Below are 14,435 nucleotides of genomic sequence, written 5' to 3'. Positions count from 1 at the left end.
TTTTTATTGAACTCATATTAAAGCAATTTATTGCGTCAACAAGGCATTCACTTCAGCCAAATCAGCTTCTTTCAAAGTACCTGCCGCTGCTTTCAAACGCAGACCGCTCATGATCGAGTCATAACGTGCCTTAGCTAAACTTTGACGTGTGTTTGACAGTTTTTGTTGTGCATTCAAAACGTCGATGTTAATACGCACACCTACTTGATAGCCCAGTTTAGTTGAATCCAATGCAGATTGACTAGAGATTTCCGCGGCTTCAAATGCTTTGATCTGCGCTAATCCACTCACCACGCCGATGTAAGATTGGCGTGCTGCCTGCGCTGCATTACGACGTGCTGTTTCTAAGTCATTGCGCGCTTTGTCTTCTAAAGCAATGGACTCACGCACTTTACTGTCTGTGCCAAAACCTGCAAAGATCGGAATATTGACTGAAACACCGATGCTTGATGGTTTGGAGACACCTGAAGGTGTTGATCCGCCTAGGCTAGCAGTACTACGACCTGTACTTGCTGACAAATCTATGGTTGGTAAATGACCAGAACGACTCTTCTTAATTTCACGTTGAGCGACTTCCAATCCAACTTGAGAAGAGGTTACCGCGAAATTTTGTTTCTCCGCACTGTCTACCCAGTCAGTAATCTGAGCCGGCACTGGCGCGGTCAATTGCACACCATCCTTCAATTTCGCGAGATCGCCAGCATCTTTACCAATAATTTGGCGCAACGCGGCACGTTTTACATCTAGATCACCTTGACCAGCTAATTCTTGTGCCGTGATCAAATCATATTGAGACTGTGCTTCATGCGTATCGGTGATGGTTTGTGTACCGACTTCAAAATTACGCTTAGCAGAGGCCAATTGCTCAGCAACCGCGACCTTTTGCGCTTGCAGAGTTTTTAAAGTATTTTCCGCTGCCAAGACATCAAAATAAGCTTGGCTAACACGTAACATCAAGTCTTGTTGCGCGCCTGCAAATTGAATGTCGCTAGCGATCACTGACAATTTTGATTGCTCATAGCTTTCCCATGCGCCCAAGTTGAACAAAGGCTGACTCAAGGACAAAGTCATAGTATTGCCATTAGTCGTGCTCTTTACCGTCGCGCCTACATCTGGATCAAATTCAGAACGAGATTTACTGACTGAACCTGTCAGTCCCACGCGTGGCAATAAAGCTGAACGCCCTTGTACGGAACGCTCTTGCCCAGCCAATTTTGAAGCGCGTGCCGCACTAAATTGAGCATCATTCACTAAAGCTTCTTTGTAGATTTGCAGCAAATCGCTGGCGCCGGCGTTAAAGGAAAGAAACGCGGTCGCGATAACACTAGCGATAATAGATTTACGCATAAAATGCTCCGAAAAAAATTAAATATCACTTCAAATGATGTTCTACCTATCAGCAGATACCAACAAATGAAGTCAATACATCAAATGCGGGCGTCTTCAGCACCACTAAAGACTGCCCTAATATGTAGCCATCGAGGTATCAACCTGCAATGCCCACGCATGTACTCCACCGGTCAAATTAACAACTTGATCAAAGCCATTTCTCTCTAGGAAATGTGCTACTTGCATACTGCGACCACCATGATGACAAATACAAATAATCGTAGCTTCACGATCTAACTGCTCAAACTTCAAGGGCACTGTATGCATAGGTACGAGCTGCGACTCGGGAATATGACAAGTTTCATACTCCCAAGGTTCCCGGACATCCAGTAAAAATGGCGCTTTTTTTGAAGAATCGGCTAACCATTGTGCTAACTCGGGTGCAGTGATATGTTGCATAAGTATTTTTTCTACCGAAACGACGAACTTAATTCAAAGAAATTACAGGCTAAATGTCGATGCTGGCGCCACCTGAGATAAACGCGGAATCGACGTTTCGAATAATTTTTGTGTGTTAAAGAATAACTCAGACTCGCGAGTAATCAGCTGTGCCGTCATCACTGGCTCGCTACCAACGACGACAAATAAACGACCACCGACATTGAGTTGATCTTGCAGAGATTGCGGCACTGACTCTAATGAGCCTGTCACAACGATCACATCAAATGCAGCAAAACTACCTGCCTGCATCGCGTCGCCCCATTGCACATCAACATTACGAACGCCATTTTTCGTCATATTATTTTGTGCCAATTCACGAACTTCGGGTACTGCTTCCATCACCGTCACATGACGCGCCTGATAAGCCAACATGGCTGCCAAATAACCTGAATCAGCATCAATCACCAGCACCGAGTCGGTCTTTTTTGCAGCGACATCTTGCACAATCCGCGCTTCCAATTTTGGTGTCAAAGAAACGATTCCAGCAACCAAAGGTAAACTTGTATCGAAGAAAGCTAAACTTTTTTGTGCTGCAGGGAAGAAGTCTTCACGTTTTACAATACTGAGCAATTCCAACACTTCTGGCGAACTAACATTAGTTGGTCGAATTTGTTGCTCTATCATGTTAAAACGTGCATGTTCGATATTCATGGTCAATTTACTCATTTGCATTAGTTGTCAAAGGCGCTGCTGAATTTTTCTCGGGCATTGCTTCTACCATCAAATTATTCAAACTCAACCCTAAAAAGAAACTGCATTTTATCAAAGCACGCAATGAAAAGAAGCGTTTACATCAATATTTGCCAAAATCTGCTTACATTAGTTAGTTATTACCGAGTTTGAACAGCATAGTTGAGCAAAAACCTAGTCAATTCGCATTAATTCGCATTAAATAGCTCATCGCTGCAATTACCTAAGCCAAGCCTAGACTAAGACTATCCACTCAGGCGCTTGGCGCTTGTATCAAAATACTGCGCAAAGCCATGTCTATGTAATACTCCAGATAAGCAGGCAATTTAGCTTCTTCAATTTTACAGACACCACTGGAATGTTTCCACATCATCATCATAATCATAGGTGCGATAATCATTCTGGCTGCGATTTCTAAATCGAGTGAGCGAACTTCACCACGTGCAATACCGCGCTTCAATACCGTAATCACTAGATTCTCGCCCCGATCAACAACCTCTTCTTGATAAAAACGGGCAAGCTCGGGGAAATTACCCGCTTCAGCCATCATTAACTTGGGCAAACCTGAGAGCTTAGACGCGCCCATGTTTCCCCACCAGATTCTCATTAAATTACGAAACAAGTCTTCGCTGGTTCCAGTAAATTGCTCAATAGCGACTTCAGCCTCACCGAGCAAAGGCACGATCGATTCACGCACGACTGCTTTGAATAACTCCTCTTTACTACAGAAGTACAAGTACAAAGTACCTTTCGAAACACCGGCTGATTTCGCCACATCATCTAAGCGTGTCGCGGCAAATCCGCGGGCTACAAAATGATCAAGCGCCGCATCCAACAACTCCTGCGGACGCGCATCTTTGCGTCGCTCCCAGCGCGGCTTAAAAGGGCATGACATCATATAAAAAAAGCACCAAAAAATTAACTTACTCTAGAGTCATTAATGTAAGCGCTCTGTTCCTTTTGGTCAAGACAAGTCCATAAATCGCGCTCACAAAGCGCTACTTCTTCTCTAAAAATATAAAATTACCATTCCTTTTTCAACAATTTCTAGCGAAACAAAAACGCCTGCGAAAAGTGCTTCGGTTTACAACTCAGTTTACAATACGGGAATGAAAATCAAAGAATGTCGCCCATTGTGTGCAGCCTGTTGTATCGCTCCCTCTATCTCCAGTCCAATTCCCGGTATGCCTGAAGGCAAACCAGCCGGCGTTCCTTGTATTCAGCTAACGCCAGATCTAAGATGCGCTATTTTTGGGCAAGCTGAACGTCCAGCTTGCTGCTCTGGCTTACAAGCATCTCAAGAGATGTGTGGCGACACGCGAGAACAAGCCTTATTTTGGCTGCAAACATTAGAACAAGCGACCGCTCCTTAACTTGTTTAATAGAAGCTCATAAGACAGCTCATAAGGGTGTTAAGCAATCCACCAGCGACTTAAATTCAGCGCAGCTATTTCACTGACTTATTCCGCCCACTTTCTCTTCGAATTTAGCTTCAAAATTAGCCTGTCATGATAAGCTTCGTGCCTTTCCGACGTTTTCACATTTAGAGTTCTTCAGTACGCTATGGAATTATTACTCGCAGTCAAAATCATTATCATGGGCATCGTAGAGGGGCTCACTGAATTCTTACCGATTTCCTCCACTGGTCATTTAATACTTGCGGGTAGTCTGTTAAATTTCACTGGTGAAAAAGTCAAAGTATTTGAAATCGTCATACAAGCAGGCGCGATCTTTGCGGTGTGCTGGGAATACCGTCAACGCATTATTAATGTAGTGACAGGACTGCCTCGCGACAAAAAAGCACAAAGCTTTGCGCTCAATGTCATCATCGCCTTCTTACCGGCGGCAATTCTTGGCCTGTTATTTAGCAAACAAATCAAGGCCTACCTTTTTAAACCGGTGCCAGTCGCACTTGCCTTCATTCTAGGTGGCATTTTCATTCTCTGGACCGAACGTCGTCATCAAGCAAATAGTCTGCAGCAAAGCGCCAAAATTGAAAACGTTGACGATATGAATAGCCTTGACGCATTAAAAATTGGGCTGGCACAAGCGTTTGCGCTGATACCAGGCACTAGTCGCTCTGGCGCCTCCATTATCGGCGGCATGTGGTTTGGTATGTCACGTAAAGCAGCAACTGAATTTTCTTTCTTTCTGGCGATTCCAACTTTGCTAGGTGCGACGGTTTATTCCTTATATAAAGCCCGTCACGAATTATCCAGCGCCGACATTCCTATGTTTAGTCTAGGGACGGTAGCTGCATTTATTTCAGCCTTCTTTTGTGTACGCTGGTTACTACGTTACGTCAGCACCCATAATTTCAATGTCTTTGCTTGGTACCGTATCGCCTTCGGCTGCATGATTTTAATAACCGCCTACACCGGCGTCATTCATTGGGCGGAATAGGTTCAAAGTCTTTATGCAACACGTTACCACGCCAGAACAAGATCAGGCTCTACACCTGTTACAGACGGTTTTTGGCTATCCCGCTTTTCGTTCTCAACAAGGACAGATCGTTGATCACGTGGTCAACGGCGGCGACGCCTTAGTGTTGATGCCAACTGGTGGCGGCAAGTCTTTGTGCTATCAGATTCCTGCATTGATACGGCACGGCGTTGGAATTGTGGTTTCTCCCTTAATCGCTTTGATGCAAGATCAGGTTGATGCCTTGGCCGAAGTTGGCGTGCGTGCAGCCTTTCTCAATTCCACGCAGAGTTTTGAAGAAGCCATGCGCATAGAACGCATGATGCGTGAAGGCGAACTCGATATGGTGTACATCGCACCAGAACGCTTGATGACGCAACGTTGTTTAGAATTACTGAGCGTCACACCACTGGCGCTGTTTGCAATTGATGAAGCGCACTGCGTATCGCAATGGGGACATGATTTCCGTCCCGAATACATCAAGCTATCGGTATTACATGAACGCTTTCCTGAAGTTCCAAGAATAGCGCTGACGGCAACGGCAGATCAACAAACGCGCGATGAAATCATCCATAGACTGCAGCTAGAAAATGCCATGCAGTTTGTCTCCTCATTTGATAGACCCAACATCCGCTATCAAATCGTAGAAAAAGCCAATGGGCGCAAACAATTACTCGATTTCATCAACGCCCAACACAGCGGCGATGCGGGTATCGTATATTGCCTGTCGCGTAAAAAAGTAGAAGAAACAGCCGAATTTCTCAATGAAAACGGCATTACTGCCCTACCCTATCATGCGGGCATGGAGCAATCTGAACGCTACCGCAATCAGGCGCGTTTTCTACGCGAAGATGGCATTGTCATGACCGCCACCATTGCCTTTGGCATGGGCATAGACAAACCCGATGTGCGCTTTGTCGCCCATTTAGATTTACCTAAAAGTATCGAAGGTTATTATCAAGAAACTGGACGGGCTGGCCGTGATGGCGCCAGCGCCAATGCTTGGATGGCCTACGGCTTGCAGGACGTGGTGCAACAGCGTCGCATGATCGATGAATCCGAAGCAAATGAGACTTTCAAACGAGTCCAAGGTATAAAACTCGATGCCATGTTGGGCTTATGCGAAACGCTCAACTGTCGTCGCGTCCACATCCTCGATTACTTTGGCCAAGCGTCTGAGCCTTGCGGCAATTGCGATACCTGCCTATTACCTCCTAGCTCATTCGATGGCACGGTCGCAGCGCAAAAAATTCTCTCCACGATCTACCGCGTCGATCAACGCTTCGCCGCAGGCCATGTCATCGACGTGATACGCGGCATTGATACCGAGCGAGTCAAACAATGGCGGCACGATCAGCTCTCGACCTATGGCATTGGCTCAGACAAAAGCGAAGCCGAATGGCGCGCATTATTGCGTCAAATGATCGCGCTAGGCTTAGTCGCCGTTGACTACGAAAATTACAGCTCGCTGAAATTAACGGAGGAATCACGTGCGGTCTTGCGTGGCGAAACCAAAATACAATTACGCCAATATAAGAAAGCAGAAAAAGCCGTCAAACATAAACGTCAATCTGCCAAAGACTTCTCGGAAACCAATCTGTCAGAAAGTGAACAAGCGATCTTCGAACGCTTACGTTGGTGGCGCGTAGAAACGGCCAAAGCGCACAATACTGCCGCCTTCATTATTTTCCACGACACGACCTTACGTGAGATTGCGAAAGCCAAGCCACGTTCGCTTGACGATCTGCGCGGCGTGACCGGTGTTGGCGCAAAAAAACTAGAGAGTTACGGCGACGAACTGGTCAAATTGATCGCCGAGTTTTTATAGATACTACAATCTCAAAATTGACTTCATTTACCGTAATATCGGAATGAATAAACTAAGTCCGCTCATCTCGTAAGCTAACTAAGCAGCTCGTCCAACTGGAAAAATCGTACAAGATAATTGCTTACCTCGATATCGTACCAATAGCATCAATGTGACTACAACAATCAAAGCACAAAAAATCATCGTCACATTCAAGGGCATATTAAAAATCATCAGCAGTCCAAGCGTAAAAAGCAAAGCGCAAACAATAACCAATTTTAAAAGCGGATGATGCGCGACACTCGTCATTCGTGCGTACTGAGTGGTAACCCCCAAAATCATAGGAAAAAAGCTACTCAACAAAAGCACTATGCCAACGATAAATTTTTCGCTACTTTCATGATTTGTGATGATCCAGTAACTAATCAGCATACCGAAAAAAATACCGCAGCCATATAAAATCGAAAATTGTCGCAAAAGATAATTGGATATTGCTCTATCTCGATAATCTTGAGAACCACTACCAGGTGACAAGCACATCAAAGCCTGCTCTACCCGCGTCTGAAATAAAGTCGAAAACAACACGCCACTAAACATGAAAGGCAAAATCACCAAACTCAATCCCGCCATCGTAACCGACAAGACCATCAGAAAATCTTTATTCTTTTCTGACATTAACAAGCTCACCAGCATCAAGGACAAAATACAAAACAGAATGATGGTGATCATCTGTACTATAGATGAAGTCCAATGCAAACGCGGCCCTAAAGCAAAGGGAGCTAACTTAAATCGCGACGCTCTATGTTTGATACGGCGTTCAACACAGTGACGCATCCATATCAAAAATACTGCCGCAAATCCTATTGAAATTTTATTCTCATCTATCTTCTTACCGCTGACCACATCCCTCAGCATACGACTACGTGCTTGCAACTCAAATAGTGCATCGCCGTGCATGCTAAATGTCCACTTCAAGGTCGCCCATAGGATGAATATTGACGACAGGAATAAGGCGCTTTCAGATAGAAAACCTAGGTTATCGGAAAAAAGTTTATCTACATGTTTTACGCCCGAACTCTCTAAGATAGCAGGCACCTGAAAGGAAAAAATAAAGGGGATGACACCCCACGAACTACGAAAAATCAATACCAAAAAACTCAAAACAAAAATACTAATAAATGCAGGAAAAAAAGAAAAATGATGCGTTGTCAACCACATAAAGCCAGATGCCAAAAGAGCGATCAACACAATCGGAATACTCAGCGCTCGTTTTAAAATCGCAGGCAAATCAGGTATCAAACGTGCATTAGACGGCGAGTATTGCATTGCAATATTTTGCACAAGCATAGAAAACCAAGCGATAAACAATATCGCTAATATGCTTGCAGAACTAAGCAATAATGCCGTCAAAAAAATTGTCTTACTAACTTTATCTGGGCGCGAAAAAAACATGAGTCCTGCGATTATCTGACCTGCTACCGGAAAAATAGCCAGCAAAAAATACAGAAATTTCTTACTCTCCATATTCAAGCGCGCATGCACCGGCTGCATCCATATACTCAGAATTTTTTTCATTTTCTTATCGTCATAGAAAAAACAAAATCAAGCGGCACGCCCCACTGGGAACATAGTTGTACGCCTTCTTGATTGCAAAGACTTGATCAACAACACCAAGCTAACGATAAAGATACTTGCGCAGTACAACCAAATTAATTGCAGTGGTAATAGAAGCAAGGCGAAGAAAAATACGCCGAAAACTGCAATGCAAATTAACAGTATTTTTAGTAGCGAGTGATCCGACGCTGAACGCATTTTTGCATGATCGCGAGTAATCACTAAAACCATAGGGAAAATGGTGCTGACAAATAACATCATGGCGGCACTTTTCAATTCAAAAGGAAAAACCAGCCAGCAAATCAACACCGAAACAGACAAGCTGATACCGTAGAGTATAAAAAACTGTCTGAATAAATACTGCTGCAATATGCGGTCTTGTTGCATGCTGCTTTGAACAACAGGTGTCAAGCTAATCAAAGCTTGCTCGACCCGCGTCTGATACAGAGAGTAGAATAGTTGCAGCCCCATGAGCAAAGGTTGGGCGATTAAAACAATCGCGCCAAATCCCAATCCAAATCCATGCACAAAGTCATCGTTCTGTTTGCTCGACAATCGTGTTATCACAAATACTGAAAACAATCCCCATATCAACATCGCCAATAATTGCGTAGAAATAGTCAGCCAATGCAGGCGTGGCCCCAAACTAAAACTAATAAGCTGTTGTCTCGTGTGCTCGGCAACACCGGCCTGCAAAGCACGACGCACGCGAAAATTCATCCACGTAAAAAAGGGGCTAGAAAAGGCATGCATGAATTTTGTTTCATAAGCTTTATCACCATTCATATTGCGACGAAAGCTCACTGTACGTTTATGCATATTGAATAAATCTTCATCCTTGGTTGAGAATACCCAACGGATACTTGCCACCAGAATAATCAAGGACAAAAAGAACAAAAGAAAATTTAAGGATATGCCCAGCGTTTGCTCAATCTGCTGCTCCATATTCTGAACGCCCATGCGCTTCAATATCACCGGAAGTTGAAAGCTAATCACCATAGGAATGACAGCCCATTGGCTACGAACGATCAGCATAAAAAATACGGTAACGACCACACAGACAAAGCCTGGAAGCATAGAAAATTGCTTCGTAATAGCCCAAGCAATCAAAGTCGCAATCAAGGCACAGAGTACGATAGGCAAAGCAATGGCCATCTGCATGATGGCTTTTATCCGAGGCAATAACGCAGCATTGGCCGGTGAATATTGCATACCAATATTTTGTATCAGCATCACAAACCAAACGTAAAAAACTATCACCAGCAGTGCCAACAAACTAATTCCCAATGCCAGCGCAAATACTTTTAGATGAAATCCCTCGCCTTTATTCCACTCTAAGATCAATGCTAAAACTTGAGATAGCAAAGGAAACATCGCCAGCACCAATAACAGTGTTTTGACGCCTTCAGTATTCAGTCGGGCATAGATGGGTTGCATCCAAATAGACACCATATTTTTCATGTAATACGCTCCACGCACTTCTAAGTTGCCTTGATAAGCAAATCTCTGTCTACTCTCCAACCACTCTCTCTGCACTCTCTCAGCACCATGCCATCAACTACTTCGTCATCTCAATAAACAAATCTTCCAAACTGAGGCGCTCAACTTTGAGATCGCTACGTGCCATGAGTTGCGCACATTGCACTTCATTCCACTGACCGAGTAAGCGCGTATTACCATCGTTGAGCATCGTGTTTTGCAAAGTCTTTTTCGGACCAAGTTGTGCAACCAAGGCGGTCGGCCCAGTCACCAACAAACTCACTTCCATCAAGTCATCTAGCATCTGTTGATGCACGATGCGTCCGTTGTATAAGAACGCAACTTTCATCGCGACTCGTTCCAGATCAGACAGAATGTGGGTAGAAAATACGATGGTGGTATTCTGATCCATCACGCTATCGACAATTTCACGTAAAAAATCGCGCCGACCTGCTGGATCTAGACTGGCCACGGGCTCGTCCAAAATTAATAATTCTGGATCATGTGCCAAGGCTCTAATAATGGACAGGCGTTGTTTCTGTCCGCCAGAAAATTTACTGATCACTTTATCGTAAGGTAAATCCCAACGCTGCATTAAGGTATCTACCTTAGCGTCATTCCAATGCGGATATAAGGCTTTGAAGTAGGCCAACATCTGGCGCGGTGTCAGCCATTCAAATAAATCACTGGTCTGTGGCACGTAACCAATTTTTGCCTTAGTCGCTTCAGACAAATGGCGCACATCATCACCAAATATTCGCACTTCACTCTCAGATTCGGCATCACGCAATCCTAATAGGCATTCAATCAAAGTCGATTTGCCTGCACCGTTGCGCCCCAACAAGCCAACAATACTGCCTGCCTCTACTTCCCAATCCAGATTTTTCAAAACTCTTTGTGGTTTGAATTGTTTACTCAAGCCTTTAATACTTATCGGAGCGTGCATACGATGTCCCAAATTTTTTAATGAAGTTTAGCCAAACAGCATCGAATAGCATGTTTTATTTTTGACTTTATTTCTGTCAGTTAGCAGATTCAAATTAACGTATCTGTTTGACTTCTAGACCTTGCTTCTGCAACAGATCAACCACACTTTTTTCACCGGCTAGATGACCAGCACCGACCACCACAAACAGTTTTTTACCACTCGCCATCATGTCGTTAATCTTAGCCACCATGCCTTCGTTACGGTCATCCATCAACATCTTCATCACCTTCTTTGAGGCCGCATCTTTATTCGCCGCATCCACAAATAATTTAGCGATAGCGTTCGCATCAGCTGCTTTCCACGCTGTCTCTATACTGGTAAGGTCTTTAAACATTTCACGATTTTTTAAAGACTCTATAGTTGCAGCAAGTAAAGCATCTCCCTCTTCATCAGATAAGCCACCTAATATTCCTGCTTGAAACTCAACGCTTTCTAGTTCAACTAAAGATTTTTTATCGGTCTTTGCGCGGTTAATAAAATGCAGATCAATACCTTGTTTCGGGTCGTAGCCCATTTGCATACCGACTTGCATCGCTAAACCAGAAGTAACGACAAACGGTTTAAATCCCTGCATCTGCTCTATGGCGGGGCCAAATACACTCTTCATATTGCCCCAGGTTGCTGCTGTTACATGATTTTCTAACTTATCTGGCGCGGCATAACTTAGCTTAGACAACATGGCTTGCATCGCTTTGGTATCGGTCGTATCCGCCTCGATAGCAACGGTATCCGCTTGCAGGTAGGCCGCTTCAACTTTTGGTGACATAGGATAAAAATCCGCTTTGGCAATATGAATTGATCCAAATAGATACGCGGTATTTTTGCCAGATTTAATTTCAAATAACAGACCACGAGTCGCAGATGTGCTGCTGTCAGCGGAGGTCGCATCTTTCGCTGGCAAGGTACTTTCTGCTTGGGCCGTCGAAAAAAGAAAAGTGAATAAACCTAGAACACTCATCACTATAAATTTTGAAATAGTGAGGCTGATTTGCTGGAGAGTGGAGATCATAATTTCCCTATGAAGTTAACAAGTAAGGCAACGAATGAATGAACGAAGGAATGAATAAATAAACAAATAAGCGATTTAAGTAAAACAGCAGGTCTCAACGGCATTAAGAGGAATCGGTATCTTGCATCAGGATATCGGAAAACATTTGTAGTACATCTTCAGCGGGTAATTTCAATTGTTGTGATTCCAAGGCGACTCTTTCCAAACTGGGCCGGATTAATTCCAAACGAGATTCGGTTAAAGCAAAATGAGATTCACGCTCAGCGACCACCATCCCCAAACCACGACGACGTGCCAGCCAAGCATCGGATTCCAACAAACTATATGCTTTTGATACGGTCATAGGATTCACACCTAAGGCAGTCGCAACTTCCCGCACTGAAGGCATAGCATCGCCGGCGACAATCTGCCCACCAAGAATCTGGCGACGCAATTGCTCAACCATCTGCCGGTAAATAGGCTCGCTACTACCCGTCGCGATCTGAAAAATATCGGGCGGTAAATCTCGATTAATTGCCATAAGAAGTTCTTCTTGAATTCACTGTATGCATATACTAATACAGTATATTTGGAATTTCAAGAATTATTTTTAAGCAAGTTTTAAGGAATAAGGAAGATTGGAGGAAGGGTAAATAAGTCGGGTAAGAGGTCACATCCAACAAGCGAGCCCAAAGATACCGCATAGGTTCAGCATGAGTAAAGCAAAGATAAAAAACGATGAGCAGAAGAGCCAAGATAACATCCACACAAATTCATTTATGGACACTAACTCGCTTGGCCGAAACCCAAAGATGTAGTCGAAGACAAATCCGAAGACCTGAACGAATACCAAAACAAAACAACTGCCACCACAGAGAAAGTCCAATAATCCTTAGGTGCACCCCACCACCATTGCTTATGCCAAAAGGCGTCGAGAGCATTGAAGCGCTGCCAGCCAAAAGCTGGGTTCAAAATGAACCACAAAAAATCCTCAACAATCCAAAACAACATGATGCAAGCCAAAGCGCGTGCTTGCAGACGCCAATTCCAAGTGTGCAAAAAGAAAAAAGGCAAATGAAAAATCATTGCAACAAAGGGAAACATCCAAGCGTGGTAACCAGTCATCGCGCGCCCGCCCCAAAAAATATCAAGCAGCCAATGCTGTTCTAAGCGCCAGGTTGGCAAACTGGTTGCCCACCCCGCACCACCTTCAATTTGTATCTCGACCTGCGCGAAAAATACGGCCATCAGACTGACCCAAAATACTGTCAAGAACAATGCTTTCCAATTCATCGAGCTTATTCGCATAATGCTTTTCCTTATTGTGATGTCGGTGCAGTTCAGTCCGTCGATCTAGTTCAGTCAATGACTGGACAAGCTTGTGTCTTGGCGAGATCTTCGATCACACAGGCAAACACGGTTTGTGCCGCATAGGGTCGTCCTAGGCGTTGCGCCTGCGCTCGCATCGCCAATAGTTTTTCAGGATGAGAAATCAGCTCGCGCAATCTAAATTCCAAGGCGAGACTATCTACCGCTTTCAATGCGGCACCTTGTTCCATCACGTAATCCGCATTGCGCTCTTCTTGCCCTGGAATGGGAGCATTGACTATCATAGGCAAACCCAAAGCCAGACATTCTGAGGTGGTCAAACCGCCAGGTTTGGTAATAATCAAATCTGCGCACACCATCAATCGTTCGACCTGCGTGGTAAAACCACATGGGAATAATCGATGTGGATAATCTTTCGCCAAATGCTGCAATGCATGTAAAGATTGCGTGTTCTTGCCAGTTAATACGATCAATTGAAACTCTGCATCACGCTGACCACAGACGCCTTTCATGCGCAGCAAATGGGCAGCCAGCGCCTCCATATTGCCTAAACCAGCACCACCACCCATCAACATAAATGTCAATTTATTGGGATCTAATCCAAGCTCTTTAGCACACACTTCACGTGAAATATTTTGGGCAAATGCAGGCATGATAGGAATACCCGTCACATGAATTCGTTCAGCCGCTATGCCTTGCGCCCGCATACGAAACGCGACTTCTTCGTTGGCCGCAAAGTAGCCAGTCATGCCTTCATGTACCCACATTCTATGCAAATCAAAATCAGTCACCTGCACCCAGACTGGGCAAGACAATTCTCGTCTGGCGATCAGGCGCGCCAGCATTTCAGCGGGTAAAAAATGGGTGCAAATAATGGCATCAGGCTGAAAATCTGAAATAGCTTGCAACAAGCCTTTTGCATTCCAACGTTCTAGGCAACGACGCAGTTGCTCGATACTGCTATCGCGTTTTGCTTCATTAGTAAAGTTGTAGAGATAGCCCCACAAGGTGGGTGCTTTGTTGACCAGCTTGATGTAAAAATCGGTGTAGATTTTGCGAAACCCAGCCGTCGCATAGTCCATCACATCAAGGTGAACCACGGTGCTAGTAAGGTCATGCAGCGCGGCATGGGCGCGTATTGCCTCAGCGGCGCGCGCATGCCCGGCCCCGGCTGAGACGCTTAAGATAAGAATTTTTTTTCCGGAGGTTTCTAGAATATCTGTCATATGCGACGGATATTACAAAGACGATATGACACGCTTGTGACAGTAACAGCTGATGAAAATTAT

Annotated in this window: 14 protein-coding genes; 3 read left to right on the top strand and 11 right to left on the bottom strand. The window is 44.5% G+C overall.

Annotation, left to right across the window (positions count from 1 at the left end):
- Positions 1-27: 27 nt before the first annotated feature.
- From ACFFJH_RS05560 to ACFFJH_RS05545, 4 genes are all read right to left on the bottom strand, one after another.
- The gene (locus ACFFJH_RS05560) at positions 28-1,347 is read right to left on the bottom strand and encodes a TolC family outer membrane protein (RefSeq protein ID WP_390210712.1); all 1,320 of its coding nucleotides are present in this window, start codon (positions 1,345-1,347) and stop codon (positions 28-30) included.
- Between the two features lie 117 nt (positions 1,348-1,464).
- Entirely contained in the window at positions 1,465-1,788 is a 324-nt protein-coding gene (locus tag ACFFJH_RS05555) for a rhodanese-like domain-containing protein (protein ID WP_390210711.1), read from the bottom strand.
- A gap of 42 nt (positions 1,789-1,830) precedes the next feature.
- A complete protein-coding gene (locus tag ACFFJH_RS05550; protein ID WP_390210709.1) occupies positions 1,831-2,481 on the bottom strand; it encodes a protein-L-isoaspartate O-methyltransferase family protein in 651 nt (216 codons plus the stop codon).
- Positions 2,482-2,773: 292 nt separating this feature from the next.
- Positions 2,774-3,418, bottom strand: a complete 645-nt coding sequence (locus tag ACFFJH_RS05545) for a TetR/AcrR family transcriptional regulator (protein ID WP_390210708.1) — start codon at positions 3,416-3,418, stop codon at positions 2,774-2,776.
- A 211-nt stretch (positions 3,419-3,629) separates the two neighbouring features.
- Between ACFFJH_RS05545 and ACFFJH_RS05540 the strand changes: the two genes are divergently transcribed.
- The 3 genes from ACFFJH_RS05540 (at position 3,630) to recQ (ending at position 6,769) form a co-directional block, all read left to right on the top strand.
- Positions 3,630-3,893, top strand: a complete 264-nt coding sequence (locus ACFFJH_RS05540) for a YkgJ family cysteine cluster protein (RefSeq protein WP_390210706.1) — start codon at positions 3,630-3,632, stop codon at positions 3,891-3,893.
- A 190-nt stretch (positions 3,894-4,083) separates the two neighbouring features.
- Entirely contained in the window at positions 4,084-4,923 is an 840-nt protein-coding gene (locus ACFFJH_RS05535) for an undecaprenyl-diphosphate phosphatase (RefSeq protein WP_390210704.1), read from the top strand.
- Between the two features lie 13 nt (positions 4,924-4,936).
- Positions 4,937-6,769, top strand: coding sequence for a DNA helicase RecQ (recQ, locus tag ACFFJH_RS05530; protein ID WP_390210702.1), 1,833 nt, complete (start codon positions 4,937-4,939; stop codon positions 6,767-6,769).
- A 78-nt stretch (positions 6,770-6,847) separates the two neighbouring features.
- Here the strand turns inward: recQ and ACFFJH_RS05525 are convergent, their stop codons facing one another.
- The 7 genes from ACFFJH_RS05525 to ACFFJH_RS05495 form a co-directional block, all read right to left on the bottom strand.
- A complete protein-coding gene (locus tag ACFFJH_RS05525; RefSeq protein ID WP_390210701.1) occupies positions 6,848-8,323 on the bottom strand; it encodes a hypothetical protein in 1,476 nt (491 codons plus the stop codon).
- A 27-nt stretch (positions 8,324-8,350) separates the two neighbouring features.
- Entirely contained in the window at positions 8,351-9,823 is a 1,473-nt protein-coding gene (locus tag ACFFJH_RS05520) for a hypothetical protein (RefSeq protein ID WP_390210700.1), read from the bottom strand.
- 97 nt (positions 9,824-9,920) lie between these two features.
- Positions 9,921-10,787 carry an ABC transporter ATP-binding protein gene (locus ACFFJH_RS05515; RefSeq protein ID WP_390210699.1) on the bottom strand — a complete coding sequence of 289 codons (867 nt, stop codon included), beginning with the start codon at positions 10,785-10,787 and terminating at the stop codon, positions 9,921-9,923.
- Positions 10,788-10,881: 94 nt separating this feature from the next.
- Complete coding sequence (locus ACFFJH_RS05510) at positions 10,882-11,838, bottom strand: TraB/GumN family protein (RefSeq protein WP_390210698.1); 957 nt, start codon at positions 11,836-11,838, stop codon at positions 10,882-10,884.
- Between the two features lie 103 nt (positions 11,839-11,941).
- Positions 11,942-12,358 carry a GntR family transcriptional regulator gene (locus ACFFJH_RS05505; RefSeq protein ID WP_390210697.1) on the bottom strand — a complete coding sequence of 139 codons (417 nt, stop codon included), beginning with the start codon at positions 12,356-12,358 and terminating at the stop codon, positions 11,942-11,944.
- A 245-nt stretch (positions 12,359-12,603) separates the two neighbouring features.
- Entirely contained in the window at positions 12,604-13,125 is a 522-nt protein-coding gene (locus ACFFJH_RS05500; protein ID WP_390210696.1) for a hypothetical protein, read from the bottom strand.
- Between the two features lie 50 nt (positions 13,126-13,175).
- Positions 13,176-14,372 carry an MGDG synthase family glycosyltransferase gene (locus ACFFJH_RS05495; RefSeq protein ID WP_390210695.1) on the bottom strand — a complete coding sequence of 399 codons (1,197 nt, stop codon included), beginning with the start codon at positions 14,370-14,372 and terminating at the stop codon, positions 13,176-13,178.
- Positions 14,373-14,435 lie beyond the last annotated feature (63 nt).

Origin of the sequence: Affinundibacterium danionis, assembly GCF_042432465.1 — a bacterium.
In the GTDB taxonomy this organism is placed as follows: Bacteria; Pseudomonadota; Gammaproteobacteria; order Burkholderiales; family Burkholderiaceae_D; genus Undibacterium; species Undibacterium danionis.
The sequence above is the reverse complement of the archived record's forward strand: the minus strand, read 5'-3'. Positions and strand labels throughout refer to the sequence as shown.

Coding starts and splice junctions, on each gene's coding strand:
- ACFFJH_RS05560 (WP_390210712.1), bottom strand. CDS start 1,347: ATGCGTAAATCTATTATCGCTAGTGTTATCGCGACCGCGTTTCTTTCC.
- ACFFJH_RS05555 (WP_390210711.1), bottom strand. CDS start 1,788: ATGCAACATATCACTGCACCCGAGTTAGCACAATGGTTAGCCGATTCT.
- ACFFJH_RS05550 (WP_390210709.1), bottom strand. CDS start 2,481: ATGAATATCGAACATGCACGTTTTAACATGATAGAGCAACAAATTCGA.
- ACFFJH_RS05545 (WP_390210708.1), bottom strand. CDS start 3,418: ATGATGTCATGCCCTTTTAAGCCGCGCTGGGAGCGACGCAAAGATGCG.
- ACFFJH_RS05540 (WP_390210706.1), top strand. CDS start 3,630: ATGAAAATCAAAGAATGTCGCCCATTGTGTGCAGCCTGTTGTATCGCT.
- ACFFJH_RS05535 (WP_390210704.1), top strand. CDS start 4,084: ATGGAATTATTACTCGCAGTCAAAATCATTATCATGGGCATCGTAGAG.
- recQ (WP_390210702.1), top strand. CDS start 4,937: ATGCAACACGTTACCACGCCAGAACAAGATCAGGCTCTACACCTGTTA.
- ACFFJH_RS05525 (WP_390210701.1), bottom strand. CDS start 8,323: ATGAAAAAAATTCTGAGTATATGGATGCAGCCGGTGCATGCGCGCTTG.
- ACFFJH_RS05520 (WP_390210700.1), bottom strand. CDS start 9,823: ATGAAAAATATGGTGTCTATTTGGATGCAACCCATCTATGCCCGACTG.
- ACFFJH_RS05515 (WP_390210699.1), bottom strand. CDS start 10,787: ATGCACGCTCCGATAAGTATTAAAGGCTTGAGTAAACAATTCAAACCA.
- ACFFJH_RS05510 (WP_390210698.1), bottom strand. CDS start 11,838: ATGATCTCCACTCTCCAGCAAATCAGCCTCACTATTTCAAAATTTATA.
- ACFFJH_RS05505 (WP_390210697.1), bottom strand. CDS start 12,358: ATGGCAATTAATCGAGATTTACCGCCCGATATTTTTCAGATCGCGACG.
- ACFFJH_RS05500 (WP_390210696.1), bottom strand. CDS start 13,125: ATGCGAATAAGCTCGATGAATTGGAAAGCATTGTTCTTGACAGTATTT.
- ACFFJH_RS05495 (WP_390210695.1), bottom strand. CDS start 14,372: ATGACAGATATTCTAGAAACCTCCGGAAAAAAAATTCTTATCTTAAGC.